The organism is Bifidobacterium sp. B4111, assembly GCF_026537235.1.
Classification (GTDB): domain Bacteria; phylum Actinomycetota; class Actinomycetes; order Actinomycetales; family Bifidobacteriaceae; genus Bombiscardovia.
On sequence record NZ_JAFNMO010000001.1, the window covers coordinates 322,308 to 338,812 of the forward strand.

Sequence of the window (16,505 nt, forward strand, 5' to 3'; positions counted from 1 at the left end):
ACTGGCCCTGCTGGCGGTGTCTGTCCTGCTCGCATGGATGGGAGGGCATCATGACGTGGCTTGATGAGCGGACCTTGATGATCGCCAGGACGCTGCGTGAGCCGACCTTCAGCAGGGGCGAGTATGAGCGTCGCCTGCGCTGGGTCAAATCCAGGCGCAAAGTGTGGCCGTCCAGGGATTACCTGCTCGGCCGGCGTGAGGAGAGCAAGCCCACGATCCGTGTCCCCGACTGCCGGCGTCCCATCACGGATCTGACAGGCAGGAGGTTCGGCAGGCTGACCGTGCTCGGGTATGCGGGCAAGCGCGGCGGGGTGATCGTGTGGTCCTGCCGGTGCGACTGCGGGCGGACGGGAGTCTACGCCGGAGGCAGCCTGGTCCGTGGCGCCACACGGTCCTGTGGCTGCCTTCGAAGGAAGGGAGGCTCCCACCATGGCCGGTAGACGCGGATACGCGAAGCTGAAGAACGACTTCTATCTGAACGGGAAGATCCGTGAACTGCGGGCTTGCTGCCCGTCGGCTGTGGGGGCGTTCGTGTTCGCCATCGCCTACTGCTCGGACAATCTGACCGACGGGAGGATCCCCGGCCGGGACCTGCGCTACGTGCTGGGGGTCACGGACGAGGAGATCGACGCGATGTGCGCGGTCGACCTGCTGGAGCCCGACGGGGACAGCGGGTATGTGATCCACGACTACACGGAGCACAACTGCCGGCGCGACCAGGTGGAGAAGAAACGCGAGAGGAACGCCGAAGACTACCGGAAACGCAAGCACGGTCACCATTCAGACAGCAAGGATGAAGATTCAGAAGACTTTCAGACGGATGAATCCGACCTGAGTCGGACAAAACACAAGAACACAAGAACACAAGAAGATTTATCTAACGATAAATCCCCCTACAGCCCCCAAGCGGGGGGTGGGAGCGACGACGAGCCCGAATATCGCCAGCCCTCATCGCAGCCCACCCGTGAGTACGAGCAGCTGATGAGCATCTACCCGAACCACGACAACCCCGACGACGGGTTGAGGGAGCTCAAACGGGTCCTGCACCGGAAAAGCCCGCACACTAGCTTCGCCGCCCTCCTCAACGGCGCGCAGATTCTCGCCAACGAGCACAGGGACCCCCAGTACGTGCCCACCCTGGGCAACTGGCTGCGCAACGGAGGGTGGAAGAACAAACCCAAACCCAAGCCGCAAGCGCGCCAGCCTGACCTCAGTGTGAGCCGGGCGCAGCAGAACCTGGAATGGAACGCAGCGCTCGTCAAAAGCTACGCGCAGGAGGAAGACCAGCAGTCGAGAGAGGAGATAGCCGCATGATGACCCTCAAGGAAAGCACCCTGGTGCTGGCCAAGATACGCGCCCACCACGGCAACGCGATCATCACCGACCTGGAAGCCCGAACCTTCCACGAGGAGCTGCGCAAGGACGCGACCCTGCCGGATGCGTTGGAAGCCGTCAAACGCTTCTACGCGGCCAACGACACGGGCCGGTGGATGCTCAGCGGTGATGTGAACGCCGGCGTCCGCGCCATCCAGACAGCCCGCATTCCTGAAGAAGCGACGATCGGACAGCTCATGGAGCAGGCCGGCATCCGCTCGGAGCAGGCGCTCGCATACCGGCAAAAGCTCATCAGGGAAGCAAAGCAGGGCATGCCCATCCAGCAGGCGCATGCACTGGCCGTGGAAGCCGCACACCGGCAGGCCATCGAAGCACCCAAGCCCCATAAGATTCGGCGCAAGGAGTGGCATTTCGCGGGCCACGGTATGGCTCGAATCGGAGCCAGCAGCCTCAAAGACACGCTCGGGGGAGCGGCATGAGCGACCGTGTGCTGACCTACCATCGCCTGGCCTGCGACTGGCCCGACTGCAAGGAAACCACGCAGAACGACCTGTACGACGGCAACTCGACCTACGAGGAGGCTGTGCGCCAATGGGCCTACCTACCGGACGAGCAGTATGACGACTTTTCGGATAAGGAATTCATGCACGACCCGGCCACGGGCAAGGATTATTGCGCTGATCACTGGCGTTACGACTGGCACTCAAAAAAGTGGCCGCACCGCGTGCCTGGGCCTGATCCGGAGAGGCAGTCATGAGCCGGCATGTGCTGCCTGTCAAATGGGACGGGTGGCCGATCCTCTGGGATCACTGGGAGCCCATGGATGGGCTGCTCATCTGCGGCAAAGGATTGGGCAGACCCTACCGGTGCCCAGGATGTAGGAAGAAAGCCATGCCCCGGTCCATTACCGGCAAGGCCATACGAATCCTGCCCAATGGTCGGCCCTCGCCGATCAGCCTGGTCCTGCACCGGTGCATGACCTGCGGGTACGCCACCGTCTCCAGCCTCGATGCGCACAGCCCGGCCCGATGGCAGGACTGGGTGCTCGACGAGGACGACTACTCGGACGCCGGCAGCTAACCCAGGAAGGAGCAGAGACAATGAGCGACATGACCTTCACGGCTCACATGCTGGTCTGCGACTGGCCGGAATGCGACCAGACCGCCGACCCAGACAGCTGTAACGAGGACTGGCTGCATACCGAGGACGGACACGACTACTGCCCCGAGCACTGGCACGTCGGCGACGATATGGACGAGCCGGTTCCAGGCCCCGATCCCACGCCGTCGATGACAGCACAGGAGCGGGAGGAATTCATCAGAGCCTTAAGCAAATACCAAGGAAGGAGAACCTATGAGCAGGGAACGACTGCCTGACTCGGTGTGGCACACGGAGGTGATGCTGACCCGCAAGGCGCGCGGCATCCCCTTCGATTCGGCGCTCGCGCACCGGATCATCACAGCGTCCACAGGCGACCCCAAATCGCTGTGGTGCCAGCCCAGGACCGGAGTGATGCTGATCCAGACGCTTAGCCCGCTGTCGCCGGACACCTTCGCCGGCGAAGCCACGTCAGTCAGGCAGGCCAGGGCGGGCGTGCGCTTCGAGCAGGGCGCCAGGGTGGAGCTTTCCGGCATGGTGTCTGCCACCGTCTGCAAGAAAGGCCATCGGCGGGTGCCTGTGGAGGAAAAGCAGCTACCAGACTGGGTGGAGTCACATCTGCCAGGATGCCATGCCTGCGTGGACTCGGCCGCCATGCTTACCCCGGCGAAAGGCGACCATGCGGGGCAGCGGCTGACCGTCAGCCGTGCAGTCTTCCACGCCTGGGCCACCGTCATCGACACGGAGGCCTTCGCCGGCATGCTCGTCCACGGGGTCGGCCGGGGCAAACGCTTCGGAGCGGGCCTGGTCCTGGCGAGGAGGTCGGCATGAAAGCGGTGCGTATGATCTGGGGCCTGCTGGGAGAGCCACAGCCTGAAGGTGCCGCCGCCAGGCTTCTGCAGAAGTGCGAGGCACCCTGCAAGGTGTGCGGCACCGTCCAGCCGGTCACTGCTCCGGCCGGCAAAGCCCTGGGGGCCAACTTCACGGATCGCAGCCTGTACGCGGACCCATCATCGGACCGGGTGTGCGACTGCTGCCTGTGGGCATGCTCAGGCAGGGGACTGCACACCATCCGCATGTGGAGCGTAGCCGCAGCCCCCGAGGTGAGCCTGCCGCACAGCCAGGAGAAAGCCGCCGCATGGATCGGCCAGCATGAGGGCATCACCCTCACCTCCCGGCACGACACCACGCCCATCCTCCGCCTGCTGCTCGACCCGCCCGACAGCCCGTGGGCGGTCAGCATCGCCGTCAGCGGGCAGAAGCACGTCATGCCCTACACCGGGCTGAACGCCGGCCCCACAGGCATGATCCGCATGGAAACATCCGACATCCCCTACCGGAAGGAAACCTTCACCAGCGTCTACAACACAGCCCTGCAGCTGCGCCGGACCGGAGCCGGACCCGACATGATCCAGGACGGGCAGCCGCCACGCTTCGACGACATGCGCCAGGCCAGCCGCTGGCAGCGCCTCGACCAGGACATCACCCCATACAAGGGCAGCCCCATCCTCGACCTGGCCCTCTGGACCATCACCAAGCCGATCATCGACAAAGGAGAAACCTCATGACACCAACACAGCAGACACCCACCATCGAGCAGATGGACGAAGCCACCATCAGGCTCATCTTCGCCCTGCGCGACAGCCTGACCGAAGACGGGCCCAGCAGGCTCGACTTCTGGAGCGGAGGACGCGCCGCCACAGCCATCCAGACCGCAGCAGCCGGATCATCCGACGCGGCCCAGATGCTCACCACCGCCTGCAGGAAGCTCCAGATCCCCCAGATCGCCGTCGACAGGAGCGCTGACGCCGTCAGCGCATGCGAGGTGATCGACGCCGACTACACCGCCTGGCAGGACCACGTCAGCCGCACCATCGTCTACATCATCGCCCTGGCCGACATGCGCCGCCGCCAGGCCAAAGCCGCCAAAACCAGCAAGAAGGAGAACTGAAAACATGACCGCCATCGACTACACGCTCACCCTCACATCGCCCTTCCACCACGGAGCCGGCACACAAGGCAACACATCCATCCTCCGCACCCAGACCGTGCACACCGGCGACGGGCGCATGGCCCAGGTGCCCTTCCTGTCCGCCAACTCCATCCGGCACGGGCTGCGCAACGCCCTCGCCTGGGAGACCGTGAAAACACTCCGCCTGGAGCCGGGAAGCCTGACCAAAGGCCAGGTCGACCTGCTCTTCACTGGCGGAGCCGTCACCGAGAAAGGCGCACAGACCGACCTGCAGGCATACCGGGACGCGCACACGCTCCTGCCTTGGCTGACCATGCTCGGCTACGCCAGCAAAAGCGACATCATCGAAGGCACCCTGCGAGCCAGCGACGCCATCCTCGCCTGCCAGGAAAACCGGGAACGGCTGCGCGACACGGACGACCTCAAGCCCGCAGGCTACTGGCGCAGCGAGGAATTCGGCACCCGCATGGACCAGTCCGACAGCCCCCTCGCCACCCTCATGAAGATGGGAGCCGAAGCCGCCGGCAGCACGCAGATGATCTACAGCGTGCAGACTCTCAGCCCCGGAGCCAGGCTGGAAGGCAGCCTCCAGCTGTCCGCCGCCGCCACCAGCACCGACGAGACCATGCTCAAAGCCGCCCTGGACCTGTGGGCACCGGACGGGCACACCCTGCTCGCCGCAAAGACCGGCAGCGGATACGGAAGAGCCGACATCCGAACGAACATCCCCTACCAGGGGGCAGCCAGCCTGCTGCGCGACCAGGTGGAAGCACACAGGGACGAGATCATCAGCCTGCTCGGGAGGCTCGCATGAGCGTCCCCCTGCACGTCACGGCCACCCTCGACACCGCAGCCTGCGGGGTCGAAGGGAACCCACTGCCTCTGGACGGGATCCTCGCCTGGGCCATGCACGCACGCGAGCACAACCCCGACCCGCCACGAGGACGCATCAAGGACTACGATCTGCCGCTCGAAAAATGGCACGCCTGCCGCACCTGGGGATGGCAGGCCTCATCAGCCCACCCCAGCATCATCGGCCACACCAGCCTGCAGATCCGCCGCAAACCCCCGGATTGGCAGCTCGCCCGATACACCAGGGAAAAGAAAAACCACCACGGGCTCGACGCCTGGAAAGCCCGAGACCTGACCATCCCCGCCACCCTCATCGACACCATCAGCTGGGATGTCGTCGCCACTGACCCCAGTCAGGTGGAAAACCTCCTGCAGGACATCACCCACATCGGCTCCCATAGGGCCCTCGGATGCGGGCACGTCACCAGCTGGACCATCAGCCAAAGCGAGGACCAGGACGCATGGAAGGACCGGCCCATGCCCAGCCCCGGCCATCCAGGACGCTACCGGCCCCCATACTGGTCCCAGGACAGGCAGACCACATGCTGATCACCATGAGCACCCTCACCCCAGCCGACCTACAAGCCTGGCGGGGGTACCAGCGGTACGACCAGGCCATCGGCAGCCTCATGAGCCGCGAAGAACAGCAAGCCATCCAGGAGATCAGAAGCTTCCACGCCACGCACCCCGACTGCATCATCAGCGTCAGCTGGGGCAAAGACTCCGTCGTGGTCGCCCACCTCGCCTGGCTGGCCGACCCCGGCATCCCCATCGTCTGGGTGCCGGCCATCCGCAAGGACGGCAGATGCTACGAGGCGGAAGCCACCTTCCAAGTGCGCGACGCCTTCCTCGACTCGCACCCCGGAGCCGTCTACCAGGAGCGGCCAGGCCACCCCAGAACGCCCAGACGCGGCGAGCCAGGCTTCGACCAGTACATGCACGACGAAAGCAAGCCGCAGGACCAGCTCAAAGAGCAGATCCAAGAGCCGCACATCACCGGCGTGCGCGCCGACGAGTCCGCCATGCGACGCATGAGCATCCGCAGCCGCGGACTCTCATCAACGTACACCAGCCGGCCCATAGGCCGATGGAGCGCCGAGCAGGTGTTCGCCTACCTCGAAACCCGGCACCTGCCCGTCCATCCCGCCTACGCAGCCTCATACGGCGGCACACTCGACAGACGCTGGCTGCGCGTCCACTCCCTGCGAAGCCCCACCATCACCAGGCTCGCAGGATCCGCACCCACCCACTTCAAGGACACCACCAGATGGGAAGACGACTACTTTCCGCACTTGGCCGCAGACCAGCCAAGAAACCGCATAGCAAAGGAGGACTCATGAGCAACGAAATTCAGGCGATCATCATATTCGGCGTGGCCGTAGTGCTCACTGTGGCAAACCTGATCCTCTCACAGGTCTACCAGGATCGCGGCAAGGAAGTTATCTCATGCGGCTTTGCGGGTCTGGCCCTCGTGTTCGGGTTCATAGCATTGATCTCGGCTGTATGTGTCATCGGCACGATATGGCCGCAGTCATGACCCGCGCCAGCCAGCAAGCCAAAGCCCTGCAGGACATCCGCCTGGGCGCATCCGACGAGGAGCTGAAACGCAAATACGGGTACTCGCCGGCAGTCATCGCTGCCATGCGAGCAACAGTTTCGCGTGAGTCAGACAAGCAAGCCGATAATCTGGGCATAGAAACGGGGATACCCAAGTTTTGAGACCCCGAAGAGCAAGCAAACAGCCGAAGGAGACCAGCCAAGCGGAGGAGACCATGCCAACAGTGCGTTTGACCTCACGACCAAGAACCATCGTCAGCATCAACGACGGAAGCCTGCAAGTGGACAAGTCGGCCGACCCAGGACCGGAAAGGATGCAGCTTGGCTGAGACATGCCCAAATGATGGAGCAGCGCTCGCTGACGGGGAGCGGATCTGCAAGGACTGCCAGCGGGTGCTGAGGGCTGATCTGGGCTATCTGTGCGACAGGGCGGACGACCTGTACCAGGTGGCCACCAGGCAGGCCAGGCCGGGACCCAGGCAGCTTGCCAAGGGCAGCATGGGCCCTCGCGCCTCCAGCCCGGACCCGTTGAGGGAGGACGCCTGGTCGACATGGCAGTTCTTCCGCCTGTTTTACACCGCCCTGGTGCCGCAGGGGACAGGCAGGCAGGATGGCCGTCGCATGCTCATGGATGGCGTGCCTTCCCTGGCCCGCAATCCTCGAGCGGCGCGAATCCAGCGGCAGATGCGGCAGGCGGCCGAGAAGGTCAAAAGGATCTTCGACTGGGAGCAGGACAAGAGGAGAGGTGGCTGGTGCCAGGCATGCGGCGCCATCCTCTGGGTGCTGGACAAGTCCCAGTACGCCTTCTGCCAGAATTGCGGCCAGCTCAACGATCTGGCAGAGACCAGACAGGCGCAGCGCGACTGGCTCATGGACTCCTACCAGGAGGGCACGTCAGGCGAGATCGCCCACCTGCTCACCCAATGCGGATGGAAGGTCACGCCTCGCACGATACGCAAGTGGGCGCAGAAGGGCATCATCCCCTGCGAGAAGGGGACGAACGGCAGGAACGTGTACCAGGTCGGCGACATCATCGCCAGAATCGAAATGGGCAGGCCCGCGAGCGCGGCTTGACATTCCGGACTGTTCCGCTAAACTGTGTTACAGTTGAATTTCAGTGTAAGGGTCGGGCAGAGATGTCCGGCCCTTTATTGATCACGCTTGATTTGTTCAAAGAGACGATCCAATTCGTCAAAAGACGTGTCTATCGAATTATTGAAAACTTTGTGTTCGTCACATGAATACCCATACATGTCAAGCAACCTGATCAGGTAGCGACCTTTGACGGCAGCCATTGACGGGGCGAAGCGGTCATAGGACAGTCTATAGAATTCACCAACCACGTCCACAAGCTCCAAGGCGATCCCAAAAGCCTTGTCGACAATAGCCTTCCGCTCGTTTTTCCTGTTTTGATGAATGTTGTAAACAGCCAAGCACAAGGCAACAAGCGTACCAGCAGCTGTGGCTATGGAGCTGAATGCTTCCCAATCCCATCTCATGGCACAAGATATAGCACTTGCCTGCAGGTCCTACTGCTTATCTAACGCTAATCAAACACGACATTAAGGAGCCATCATGGCTGGGTTCGACCAAGCACTCAAATACCTCAAAGACCATAGAGGTGAGCAGGTGAGCGTTCGCCTGCCCCCTTGGTCGCAGGATGTGGACATCCGCCTGCGCACGGCCCAGGACGACCGACAGACCAGGGATGCAGGACAGCCCACCCACGACTACCTGACAGCCGCATCCCGATACGGGTACATCCCCTGGATCCCCACCCAGATCGAGCTCCTGTCCGACGACTGGCAGCTATGCGACATCACAGGCAAAGTCATCGCCCAATAACACACTTGTCCGCAGGTTCTTTTCCCCTCACTTTGCGCCTGCGGGCATCATCCTTGCCTGGCCACGCCACAAAACCAACCTCTGGACGCGAGCCAGGCATCCTACTCATCCATCCCCTCGGCCAGGCAGGAGGGCTTCCATGCCGTTGAGCAGGTGCGCGTGGCACAACTGTCCGCAGCTTGTCCCTCGAGGTCAGCGTTACTGCAAGGACCACAGTCAGGAGCATGAGCGGGAGCGAGGCTCGGCCTCTCGTCGTGGCTATGGTGCAAGGCATCAGGCCGAGAGGGCCAGGTGGTCCCGGTACCTGGCCCAGGGGCATGCCGTGCTGTGCAGCAGATGCGGAAAGCCGATACGACGCGGCGAGGCGTGGGACCTGGGGCACACCGACGACAGGCTTGCCTGGACTGGTCCTGAGCATGCGCACTGCAATCGCAGCGCAGGGCAAGCCAACAGCGTGCGCATGCGCGAGCATTGGACGTAGGCCAAGGACTGCGACCGGCCAGGCCAAGCCTGACAGTCGGCAGACAGCAGCACAGCGACAGGCAAACAGCGAACAGCGAACGACGGCGATGCGAGACGAGAAGCCGGAATCGATCTTCGAGGATGAGAGCGTCGACGAATCATCAGACCTGCCCACCCCCAGGGGGGTGACCCCCCGGGCGGGCCTTCTAGACCGCCGGTGAGGTGGCTCGCAGGTGCGGAGGGTTCAAACATTTGCAGAAGCATGCGCGGGAGGCGAGGTGAGCGGCCATGGTGTCCGGAGGAGCCCGCGCCCGTTCGGGCCCGGCCTATGACCCGAATTCCGCCCGTTCGGACCGTCTGGGACGGTCTTCCGGCGGCGCTTTCGCCTTGGACGCGAACGGCTACCGTTACAGGCCGCCTAGATTCCCTCTAGGCACCTATTTGTTGGAGGACGATGCCGCGACCGAACGCTGGCATGAGCGCGAGCTCGAGGTGTGGAAGGGCCTGTGGAGGCTTCCGCAGGCCATCGCCTGGCATGACCCCTGCTACGCCTATCTGCAGGGGACGGTGGCCTTGTATGCGCGCCAGTATGTGATCTGTGAATCCTCCTCGTCGACGGCCTCGGACCGGGCGACGCTGGCCCGGTATGCTGACACCATCGGCCTTACCCCGCAGGGCCTGAAGCTGAACGGGTGGAAAATCGTCCCCCACGAGGTCAAGACCAGGAAGAAGACCAAGCCGGCCAGGAACGTGATCGCGTTCCCGAGCGCGAGGGAACGGTATGAGGAGATGGGGTGAGCTCTTTGGCGAAGAAATCCCGTCACACCCCGCCGAAGTCGCTCGGCTTCCTGTTCGCCGACTGGACGGCCTGGCACTGCGTGGTGCCCAGCGGGTTCGACCTGGGCAAGCCCTTCATCCTGACCGGCTGGCAGCTGCTCAACGCGGTGGACTTCTACACGGTGCGGCCCGATGCCAACTACGACGTGCGCCGTCCCTTGCAGGGGTCCGCATACAAGTGGCGCCGGGGCCAGATCGTGGGCGGCCAGAAGCTGGGCAAGAGCCCCTTCGGCGCTGCGGTGGCCTGCTTTGAGGGTGGCGGACCGTGCGTGTTCTGCGGCTGGGCCAAGGGCGGCGAAGTGTACCGGTGCTCCGACTGGGGGTGCGGGTGCGGCTTCGAATACGAGTACCGTCCGGGCGAGCCCATGGGCATGCCCAGGCGCACCGCCCTGGTGCAGCTGCTGGCCAACTCCGAGGAGCAGACCGCCAACGTGTACCGCCCCCTGCAGACCATGATCCGCAACGGGCGGCTTTCGGACCTGATGACCGTGCGCGAGGGGTTCATCCGCCTGCCCAACGGCGGGCGCATCGACCCGGTGACCGCCTCGGCCAGGTCCAAGCTGGGCAACCCCGTCAATTTCGCCCTGCTGGACGAGTCGGGCATCTACACCCGTAGGAGCGGCATGTTCGAGGTGGCCGACACGGTGCTTCGAGGCGTTTCCGGCATGGACGGGCGCATGCTGGAGCTGACCAACCCCTGGGACCCCATGGACGCGAGCTTCGGCCAGGCCACCTACGAGAGCCGTCGCGACGACATCATGAAATACTTCCCCAGGCACGACCCGAGCCTGGACTTCACCGACCCCAAGGACCGAAGGAAGATCCTTGAATTCGTCTACAAAGGCTCACCATGGGTGAACCTGGACGCGGTGGAGGCCACGGCCTCGGAACTGCTGGAACGCGACCCTGCGCAGGCCAGGCGGTTCTTCGGCTGCGAGCTGGTGCAGGGCTTGGGATCCTACATGCCCGAGCAGCTGTACGACAGCACGGCCGTGGACCGCGAGCCCCCACCCGAAGGGTCGGAGATCTGCATGGGCTTCGACGGCTCCCAGTCCGGCGACTGGACCGCCCTGCGGGCCGAGACTATGGACGGATGGCGGTGGACCCCCACCTACGGACCGGCCGAAAGACCAGCCTGGTGGAACCCCAGGGAGTGGGAGGGACGCATCCCGCGCAGCGAGGTCGACGCCTGCGTGTCCGAACTGTTCGAAAAATACCGGGTGATGCGCTTCTACTGCGACCCGCACCCCTGGGAGACGCAGGTGGACGAGTGGAGCGAACGCTACGGTGAGGACACGGTGGTCGCCTGGCCCACCAACCAGGTGGGCCGCATGTACGACGCTCTGGTCAGATTCAGGGAGGACACGGCGGACGGCACCACCACGCACTCGCCCGACCCGACCGCCAAGCTGCACATGATGGCGGCCCGCATGGTCGCCAAGCCCGGCGACAGGTTCGTCCTGGGCAAGCCCAGCGAAAACCAGAAGATCGACATCAGCATGGCCGACATCCTGGCCCACGAGGCCGCCAGCGACATGAGGGCGCTCGGCTGGAACGGCGACCAGGGCAAGGCATTCGTATTCAGCGACTACGACGAAGGGGACTGGCATGGCGCAAACGGGTCTATCTTCTGACGAGCAGGCTTTGGTTCGCTCACTGTATTACCGGCTGACGCGCCTGCGCCGCACCCACCAGCAGCTGGACGACTACTACCGTGGCGCGCAGATGCTCCAGATTCTCGGCATCGCCGTCCCCCCGGAGCTTCGCGCCTTCGAATTCCCGCTGAACTGGCCCAGGGTGACCGTGGACACCGTGGTGCAACGCCAGCATGTGCGCAGCTTCAGCATGCCCGACCAGCCGGACGCCAACGACCAGCTGTGGGAGATCTGGGAGGCCAACAACATGGAGTCCCAGAGCGTGCTGGCGCACCTGGAGACACGCATCCAGGGGCACGGGTTCGTCACCGTCGGAGCGAACCCGGACGACAAGGAGCATCCGCTGATCACCGTGGAATCCTCCAAGTCCATGATCGCCCGCATCGACCCCAGGACCCGCAGGATCACCGCCGCCCTGCGCGTCTACTACGACCCGTACCGGGCCAACGCGCCCACGCAGGCCACCCTCTACCAGCCCGACTCCACCGTCTACCTGGACAAGGGGGCCGGCTGGAACTGGGCCGTGACCGAACGGGACGAGCACCATCTGGGCCAGGTGCCCGTCGTCCAGTTCATCAACCGGCCCAGAGTAGGCGACTTCACCGGCGAAAGCGAAATGCAGGACGTGCTGCGCCCCACCGACATGGCCGCCAGGGCGCTCATGGACCTGCAGGTGGCCATGGAGACGCACGCCGTGCCCGGCAAATGGGCCGTCGGCCTGTCCGACAAGGACTTCATCGACGCCAGGACCGGCAGGATCGCCACACCCTGGCAGGCCTACTACACGGCGATGACCACCAGCAAGTCCAAGGATGCCAAGTTCGGGCAGTTCACGGCCAGCGATCTGAGCAACTTCAAGACCGTGATCGACCTGCTGGCCGAGCAGGTCAGCGCCGTCACCGGCCTGCCCGTCCGCTACTTCGGGCAGAACAGTGCCAACCCGGCCAGCGAAGGCGCCATCCGCGCCGACGAGGTGCGCCTGGTCAAGAACGTGGAGCTGAAGAACAGCCTGGACGGCGACTCCTGGGGGGATGTGATGGCCCTGGCCTGGCGGATGGCCACCGGCGACCAGGTGGACGGGCATCGCATACGCACCGACTGGGACGACCCCAACACGCCCACGTTTGCGCAGAAGGCCGACGCGATCCAGAAGCTCGTCGCCACGGGGATCCTCAGCAGGGAGGGGGCCTGGGACGAGCTCGGCTGGTCCGAAGCCCGCAAGGACAAGGAACGCGAACGCTTCACCGACGACGACATGCAGGATTGGGGCTACGTGAAGCCCATGGACGGGGAGGACGACCATGAGGACCATGGCGGGGCAGGACCTGCCCCAGACGGCGGTCAGGCAGGCCAGAAGACTCCGAAAACGCAGCAACAGTCTGGCCAGAAGGATCACGCTCCTGTGGCGGGCCAACGCCGGCAGTGACTTCTCCGGCTCCTACGCGGCCATCATGCCGGCCCTGTTCGCCTCGCTGGACCAGGCGCAGCAGGCCACGGCAGCCGACTCCGCAGCCGCCACGCCTGAGGCCATGCGCGAGCTGGACGGGCACCCCCTGTACGCGCAGTACCCGGTCGACCCCCGCCAATGGGTGGGCGTGGACGGGGCCGGCTACGACACCCTGGACGACATGTGGGGGGCGGTCGTCGCCGGCAAGCAGGCCGTCAGAAAAGGCCTGGACGAGCAGATCGCCCTGAAAGTCATCGAGGACCAGCTGCAGCAGCGTGCCAGGACCATCCTGGCCGACACCTCCCGGTCCGCATCGGCCATGGCCGCACGAAGCCGGCGCCACACGGCGGTCTGGGTGCGGGCGCTCACCCCGCCCTCATGCGGCCGGTGCGTCATCCTCGCCGGCCAGCCCAGCGGCGCCAAGGCCTTCGAACGCCACCCCAGATGCGACTGCATCGCCGTGTACGCCACCCGCATGCCCGACAGCGCCTGCGCCGACCCCAGAGGATGGCTGGACCGGCTGGACGACAGGCAGCTGGCCAGGACGCTGGGCAGCCGGGCCAACGCGCGCGCCTACCGTGACGGGGCCGATCTGAACGCCCTGGTCAACGCCTACCGGCGCAAGGGCAGCGTCAGCGCCGCCCAGGCCTGGGACCGGCGCATCAAATACACCACCGAATCCACCACCAGGCGCGGCTACGCCTCACACCGGATGATCGACGCCGGCTACGCGAAGGACTTCGTCAAAGCCGGAGGCCGTTCTACGCGGGTGGACAGGCCCAGGCTCATGCCCGAGACCATCTATCAGATAGCCGGCAGCGACCACGACAAGGCGCTCCGGCTCCTGCACAACTACGGCTGGCTCAACTAGCCGACAAACAGGATTTTCACCGGTCGCGCGAGGCGTCCGGCGCAGCCATGCGACATGGCAACAGCAAGGAGAAACGATGCACAACCTCAAATGGATGCGAATGCGCGACCTGTACTGGATGCGGATACGCACCATCGACCAGCCGGACGCCGAAGGGCAGGGGACGGGCGACCCGGACCCGCAGACCCAAGGCCAGGCCGGCAATCAAGGTCTGGAGCAGGGCCAGGGCGACGAGCCGCTGGGCGAAGGCGGCAAGAAGGCCCTGGAGGCCGAACGCCAAGCAGCCAAGACCGCGAAGGCCAGGGCGGCCGAACTGGAAGCCAAGCTCAAGGAATACCAGGACCGCGACAAGAGCGAGGAGCAGAAGCAGGCCGAAAAGCTCGAACAGCTCCAGCACGACGCCGAGGCCAGCCGGCGCAAGGCCACCCAGTACGAGGTGGCCGCCTCCAAGGGCATCCCCCTCAAGCTCGCCACCAGGCTGCGCGGGGAGACCGCCGAGGAGATGGCCAAGGACGCCGAGGAGCTCTCCGCCCTGATCAGCACAGCCGACCACAAGCCTCCGGCACCCAAGCCCGACAAGAGCCAGGGCATGGGCGGAGGCCCCAAACCCGCGAACCTGGCCGAGGCCATCGCCGGACACTACAAGCAGTAAAACCCACTAAGGAGAATCCGTATGGCAGTCACACTGGCGGAAGCCAAGAACAACACGCTCGAGGACTACGACCCCATGGTCATCGACGAGTTCCGAAAGAACTCCGAGATCCTCGACTCCCTCATCTTCGACGACGTGGTCAACCCGGCAGGCGGCGGGGCGACGCTCACCTACTCCTACCGCCGGCAGACCACGCAGCCCACGGCCGCATTCCGCGCCCTGAACAGCGAGTATGAGCCGCAGGAGGTCAAGACCGAGAAGAAGAGCGTCGACCTGGCCGTCCTGGGCGGCGCCTTCGAGGTGGACCGGGTCATCGCCGGTCTCGGGCCCGCAGCATCCGGAGCGGTCACCCAGAACCTGATCCAGAAGATCAAGGCCACCACTACCCTCTTCCAGGACACCGTCATCAACGGCGACCAGGACAAGAACGAAAACAGCTTCGACGGCCTGGACAAGGCACTGACCGGCTCCTCCACCGAGGACACGGACAGCAAGCCCGACTGGACCGACATGAGCGATAGCGGCTTCAACATCCTGGACAGCCTGGACGAGTTCCTCTCCCTGCTGGACGGCACCCCCACCGTGCTGGTCGGCAACGAGAAGGCCCTGGCCAAGATCCGCGCCGCCGCCCGACGCTCTAGCGCCTGGACCCGCAGCCCGGTCGATGACCTGGTGGGCGCCAACGGGCGGCCCATCACCAGGGAGACCTACGGAGGCATCACCCTCGTGGACGCCGGCGCCAAAGCCGGCACCAACGACCCGATCATCCCCGTGGCCGCCGACGGCACCACCAGCGTGTACGCCTACCGGGTCGGCCTGGACGGCTTCCACGCGGTCAGCACCGCCGGAGGCCAGCTGGTCAAGACCTGGCTGCCCGACTTCAGCACCGCCAAGGCCGTCAAGTCCGGCGAGGTCGAACTGGGGCCCGTGGCCGTCTGCCTGAAAGCCACCAAGGCCGCCGCCGTCCTGCGCGGCGTCAAGGTCATGGCCGGCGCCAAGCCCGCAAACAAGTGACCATGGCAGGCGACGACAAGCAGCGGCACGCGAAATATGCGGAAGTCCAGGACGTAGCAACCGCCCTGGGCAGAAGCATCGACCAGGACGGGACCGAAGGCCGGCAGATGCAATACTGGCTCGACAAGGCCGAAAGGAAGGTCCGCTCCCGCGTGCCCCTCCTGGACGAGTGGGCCAGCCAGGACCCCGTCTATCAGGACACCGTCAAGGACGTGCTCGTCAGCGCCGTGGAACGCAAGGCCCTCAACCCCGAGGGCCTGCGCTCCGTCATGACCCAGGTCGACGACGCGAACGTGCAGCAGACTATCGACTCGACCCGGTCCGTCGGTGAGATCACCATCCTCGACGAGGAATGGGAGCAGCTCCTCCGTCTTGATAATGCCGGAAGGAACAGCATCCAGGCCCAGATGGACCCCGTATACGTGCCCCTGCCCTCATACCCATACGCCTGACAGGAGGCCGGCATGGACCCAGCAAGCATGATCGCTGCCAGCCTGCCCAGGCTCAGACGCGCAGCCGAAAGCCTCATGACCGACACCATCCGCATCACCCGGCCCGAGAAGACAGCCGTCGACCCAGTCACGGGGGCGGAAACCCCAACCGGGGAGGTGCTGTACGAGGGGCCGGGCAAGGTGCAGACCTCCGGAGGCATGGCCTCCCAGACGAGCACCGCGTCCGGCGACTCCTCCAACGTAGGCGGGCTCGTGCCCCAATGGTCCTTGTACCTGCACCTCCCTATTTCCGCCACGGGACTGCGGGAGAAGGATGTGGCCCTGGTGGTCGACTCCCAGGACCCAGACCTGAAGGGCAGGTGCATGAGCCTGGTCAACATGCAGAGCGAGAAGACCCTGGCGACAGCCAGACGTTGGAACGTGCAGGAAATCCCTGAGCAAAACGAGGAGGACTGA

General features: G+C 64.7%; 25 protein-coding genes. 24 read left to right on the forward strand and 1 reads right to left on the reverse strand.

Features of this window, described 5'->3' with window-relative positions:
* Positions 1–50: 50 nt before the first annotated feature.
* From J3T93_RS01540 to J3T93_RS01610, 15 genes are all read left to right on the forward strand, one after another.
* Positions 51–440, forward strand: coding sequence for a hypothetical protein (locus tag J3T93_RS01540; protein WP_267430266.1), 390 nt, complete (start codon positions 51–53; stop codon positions 438–440).
* Positions 430–1,314, forward strand: a complete 885-nt coding sequence (locus J3T93_RS01545) for a hypothetical protein (RefSeq protein ID WP_267430267.1) — start codon at positions 430–432, stop codon at positions 1,312–1,314. The genes J3T93_RS01540 and J3T93_RS01545 overlap by 11 nt, the downstream gene beginning before the upstream one ends.
* Positions 1,311–1,814, forward strand: coding sequence for a hypothetical protein (locus J3T93_RS01550; protein WP_267430268.1), 504 nt, complete (start codon positions 1,311–1,313; stop codon positions 1,812–1,814). Before J3T93_RS01545 ends, J3T93_RS01550 begins: the two co-directional genes overlap by 4 nt.
* The gene (locus J3T93_RS01555; RefSeq protein ID WP_267430269.1) at positions 1,811–2,092 is read left to right on the forward strand and encodes a hypothetical protein; all 282 of its coding nucleotides are present in this window, start codon (positions 1,811–1,813) and stop codon (positions 2,090–2,092) included. Before J3T93_RS01550 ends, J3T93_RS01555 begins: the two co-directional genes overlap by 4 nt.
* The gene (locus J3T93_RS01560) at positions 2,089–2,415 is read left to right on the forward strand and encodes a hypothetical protein (protein ID WP_267430270.1); all 327 of its coding nucleotides are present in this window, start codon (positions 2,089–2,091) and stop codon (positions 2,413–2,415) included. The genes J3T93_RS01555 and J3T93_RS01560 overlap by 4 nt, the downstream gene beginning before the upstream one ends.
* Before the next feature lie 20 nt (positions 2,416–2,435).
* Positions 2,436–2,711, forward strand: a complete 276-nt coding sequence (locus J3T93_RS01565; RefSeq protein WP_267430271.1) for a hypothetical protein — start codon at positions 2,436–2,438, stop codon at positions 2,709–2,711.
* Positions 2,689–3,264: a type I-E CRISPR-associated protein Cas6/Cse3/CasE gene (locus tag J3T93_RS01570; RefSeq protein ID WP_267430272.1), complete on the forward strand. Its 576-nt coding sequence runs from the start codon at positions 2,689–2,691 to the stop codon at positions 3,262–3,264. The genes J3T93_RS01565 and J3T93_RS01570 overlap by 23 nt, the downstream gene beginning before the upstream one ends.
* Entirely contained in the window at positions 3,261–4,001 is a 741-nt protein-coding gene (locus J3T93_RS01575) for a hypothetical protein (RefSeq protein WP_267430273.1), read from the forward strand. Before J3T93_RS01570 ends, J3T93_RS01575 begins: the two co-directional genes overlap by 4 nt.
* Positions 3,998–4,384, forward strand: a complete 387-nt coding sequence (locus J3T93_RS01580) for a hypothetical protein (protein ID WP_267430274.1) — start codon at positions 3,998–4,000, stop codon at positions 4,382–4,384. Before J3T93_RS01575 ends, J3T93_RS01580 begins: the two co-directional genes overlap by 4 nt.
* A gap of 4 nt (positions 4,385–4,388) precedes the next feature.
* Positions 4,389–5,219: a hypothetical protein gene (locus J3T93_RS01585; RefSeq protein WP_267430275.1), complete on the forward strand. Its 831-nt coding sequence runs from the start codon at positions 4,389–4,391 to the stop codon at positions 5,217–5,219.
* Positions 5,216–5,806, forward strand: coding sequence for a hypothetical protein (locus tag J3T93_RS01590; protein ID WP_267430276.1), 591 nt, complete (start codon positions 5,216–5,218; stop codon positions 5,804–5,806). The genes J3T93_RS01585 and J3T93_RS01590 overlap by 4 nt, the downstream gene beginning before the upstream one ends.
* Before the next feature lie 5 nt (positions 5,807–5,811).
* A complete protein-coding gene (locus J3T93_RS01595) occupies positions 5,812–6,597 on the forward strand; it encodes a phosphoadenosine phosphosulfate reductase family protein (RefSeq protein WP_267430277.1) in 786 nt (261 codons plus the stop codon).
* Positions 6,594–6,794: a hypothetical protein gene (locus J3T93_RS01600; protein ID WP_267430278.1), complete on the forward strand. Its 201-nt coding sequence runs from the start codon at positions 6,594–6,596 to the stop codon at positions 6,792–6,794. Before J3T93_RS01595 ends, J3T93_RS01600 begins: the two co-directional genes overlap by 4 nt.
* Positions 6,779–6,976 (forward strand): hypothetical protein, encoded by a 198-nt coding sequence (locus J3T93_RS01605; RefSeq protein WP_267430279.1) that lies wholly within the window; start codon positions 6,779–6,781, stop codon positions 6,974–6,976. The genes J3T93_RS01600 and J3T93_RS01605 overlap by 16 nt, the downstream gene beginning before the upstream one ends.
* Positions 6,977–7,135: 159 nt before the next feature.
* Complete coding sequence (locus J3T93_RS01610; RefSeq protein WP_267430280.1) at positions 7,136–7,888, forward strand: MerR family transcriptional regulator; 753 nt, start codon at positions 7,136–7,138, stop codon at positions 7,886–7,888.
* A gap of 74 nt (positions 7,889–7,962) precedes the next feature.
* Here J3T93_RS01610 and J3T93_RS01615 read toward each other — a convergent pair whose 3' ends face one another.
* Positions 7,963–8,313 (reverse strand): hypothetical protein, encoded by a 351-nt coding sequence (locus J3T93_RS01615; protein ID WP_267430281.1) that lies wholly within the window; start codon positions 8,311–8,313, stop codon positions 7,963–7,965.
* A gap of 76 nt (positions 8,314–8,389) precedes the next feature.
* Here J3T93_RS01615 and J3T93_RS01620 point away from each other — a divergent pair, with 76 nt between their 5' ends.
* The 9 genes from J3T93_RS01620 to J3T93_RS01660 all read left to right on the forward strand — a co-directional run bounded on the left by J3T93_RS01620 (position 8,390) and on the right by J3T93_RS01660 (position 16,505).
* On the forward strand, positions 8,390–8,659 hold the full coding sequence (locus J3T93_RS01620) for a Thoeris anti-defense Tad2 family protein (RefSeq protein WP_267430282.1): 270 nt from the start codon (positions 8,390–8,392) through the stop codon (positions 8,657–8,659).
* 750 nt (positions 8,660–9,409) lie between these two features.
* On the forward strand, positions 9,410–9,919 hold the full coding sequence (locus tag J3T93_RS01625; RefSeq protein WP_267430283.1) for a hypothetical protein: 510 nt from the start codon (positions 9,410–9,412) through the stop codon (positions 9,917–9,919).
* Complete coding sequence (locus tag J3T93_RS01630; protein WP_267430284.1) at positions 9,916–11,592, forward strand: hypothetical protein; 1,677 nt, start codon at positions 9,916–9,918, stop codon at positions 11,590–11,592. Before J3T93_RS01625 ends, J3T93_RS01630 begins: the two co-directional genes overlap by 4 nt.
* Positions 11,567–13,039: a phage portal protein gene (locus J3T93_RS01635; RefSeq protein WP_267430285.1), complete on the forward strand. Its 1,473-nt coding sequence runs from the start codon at positions 11,567–11,569 to the stop codon at positions 13,037–13,039. The genes J3T93_RS01630 and J3T93_RS01635 overlap by 26 nt, the downstream gene beginning before the upstream one ends.
* Complete coding sequence (locus tag J3T93_RS01640) at positions 12,924–13,931, forward strand: hypothetical protein (RefSeq protein ID WP_267430592.1); 1,008 nt, start codon at positions 12,924–12,926, stop codon at positions 13,929–13,931. The genes J3T93_RS01635 and J3T93_RS01640 overlap by 116 nt, the downstream gene beginning before the upstream one ends.
* A 76-nt stretch (positions 13,932–14,007) precedes the next feature.
* The gene (locus J3T93_RS01645; protein WP_267430286.1) at positions 14,008–14,583 is read left to right on the forward strand and encodes a capsid assembly scaffolding protein Gp46 family protein; all 576 of its coding nucleotides are present in this window, start codon (positions 14,008–14,010) and stop codon (positions 14,581–14,583) included.
* 21 nt (positions 14,584–14,604) lie between these two features.
* Positions 14,605–15,597: a major capsid protein gene (locus J3T93_RS01650; protein WP_267430287.1), complete on the forward strand. Its 993-nt coding sequence runs from the start codon at positions 14,605–14,607 to the stop codon at positions 15,595–15,597.
* Between the two features lie 2 nt (positions 15,598–15,599).
* On the forward strand, positions 15,600–16,049 hold the full coding sequence (locus tag J3T93_RS01655; RefSeq protein ID WP_267430288.1) for a Gp19/Gp15/Gp42 family protein: 450 nt from the start codon (positions 15,600–15,602) through the stop codon (positions 16,047–16,049).
* A 12-nt stretch (positions 16,050–16,061) separates the two neighbouring features.
* Positions 16,062–16,505, forward strand: coding sequence for a DUF6093 family protein (locus J3T93_RS01660; RefSeq protein WP_267430289.1), 444 nt, complete (start codon positions 16,062–16,064; stop codon positions 16,503–16,505).

What these genes read in the sequence shown, in the direction of transcription:
- J3T93_RS01565 (WP_267430271.1), top strand. Translation starts at nt 2,436, where the DNA reads ATGAGCGACATGACCTTCACGGCTCACATGCTGGTCTGCGACTGGCCG.
- J3T93_RS01575 (WP_267430273.1), top strand. Translation starts at nt 3,261, where the DNA reads ATGAAAGCGGTGCGTATGATCTGGGGCCTGCTGGGAGAGCCACAGCCT.
- J3T93_RS01560 (WP_267430270.1), top strand. Translation starts at nt 2,089, where the DNA reads ATGAGCCGGCATGTGCTGCCTGTCAAATGGGACGGGTGGCCGATCCTC.
- J3T93_RS01585 (WP_267430275.1), top strand. Translation starts at nt 4,389, where the DNA reads ATGACCGCCATCGACTACACGCTCACCCTCACATCGCCCTTCCACCAC.
- J3T93_RS01655 (WP_267430288.1), top strand. Translation starts at nt 15,600, where the DNA reads ATGGCAGGCGACGACAAGCAGCGGCACGCGAAATATGCGGAAGTCCAG.
- J3T93_RS01555 (WP_267430269.1), top strand. Translation starts at nt 1,811, where the DNA reads ATGAGCGACCGTGTGCTGACCTACCATCGCCTGGCCTGCGACTGGCCC.
- J3T93_RS01615 (WP_267430281.1), bottom strand. Translation starts at nt 8,313, where the DNA reads ATGAGATGGGATTGGGAAGCATTCAGCTCCATAGCCACAGCTGCTGGT.
- J3T93_RS01625 (WP_267430283.1), top strand. Translation starts at nt 9,410, where the DNA reads ATGGTGTCCGGAGGAGCCCGCGCCCGTTCGGGCCCGGCCTATGACCCG.
- J3T93_RS01590 (WP_267430276.1), top strand. Translation starts at nt 5,216, where the DNA reads ATGAGCGTCCCCCTGCACGTCACGGCCACCCTCGACACCGCAGCCTGC.
- J3T93_RS01580 (WP_267430274.1), top strand. Translation starts at nt 3,998, where the DNA reads ATGACACCAACACAGCAGACACCCACCATCGAGCAGATGGACGAAGCC.
- J3T93_RS01545 (WP_267430267.1), top strand. Translation starts at nt 430, where the DNA reads ATGGCCGGTAGACGCGGATACGCGAAGCTGAAGAACGACTTCTATCTG.
- J3T93_RS01620 (WP_267430282.1), top strand. Translation starts at nt 8,390, where the DNA reads ATGGCTGGGTTCGACCAAGCACTCAAATACCTCAAAGACCATAGAGGT.
- J3T93_RS01640 (WP_267430592.1), top strand. Translation starts at nt 12,924, where the DNA reads ATGGCGGGGCAGGACCTGCCCCAGACGGCGGTCAGGCAGGCCAGAAGA.
- J3T93_RS01595 (WP_267430277.1), top strand. Translation starts at nt 5,812, where the DNA reads ATGAGCACCCTCACCCCAGCCGACCTACAAGCCTGGCGGGGGTACCAG.
- J3T93_RS01570 (WP_267430272.1), top strand. Translation starts at nt 2,689, where the DNA reads ATGAGCAGGGAACGACTGCCTGACTCGGTGTGGCACACGGAGGTGATG.
- J3T93_RS01605 (WP_267430279.1), top strand. Translation starts at nt 6,779, where the DNA reads ATGGCCGCAGTCATGACCCGCGCCAGCCAGCAAGCCAAAGCCCTGCAG.
- J3T93_RS01650 (WP_267430287.1), top strand. Translation starts at nt 14,605, where the DNA reads ATGGCAGTCACACTGGCGGAAGCCAAGAACAACACGCTCGAGGACTAC.
- J3T93_RS01550 (WP_267430268.1), top strand. Translation starts at nt 1,311, where the DNA reads ATGATGACCCTCAAGGAAAGCACCCTGGTGCTGGCCAAGATACGCGCC.
- J3T93_RS01635 (WP_267430285.1), top strand. Translation starts at nt 11,567, where the DNA reads ATGGCGCAAACGGGTCTATCTTCTGACGAGCAGGCTTTGGTTCGCTCA.
- J3T93_RS01645 (WP_267430286.1), top strand. Translation starts at nt 14,008, where the DNA reads ATGCACAACCTCAAATGGATGCGAATGCGCGACCTGTACTGGATGCGG.
- J3T93_RS01660 (WP_267430289.1), top strand. Translation starts at nt 16,062, where the DNA reads ATGGACCCAGCAAGCATGATCGCTGCCAGCCTGCCCAGGCTCAGACGC.
- J3T93_RS01540 (WP_267430266.1), top strand. Translation starts at nt 51, where the DNA reads ATGACGTGGCTTGATGAGCGGACCTTGATGATCGCCAGGACGCTGCGT.
- J3T93_RS01600 (WP_267430278.1), top strand. Translation starts at nt 6,594, where the DNA reads ATGAGCAACGAAATTCAGGCGATCATCATATTCGGCGTGGCCGTAGTG.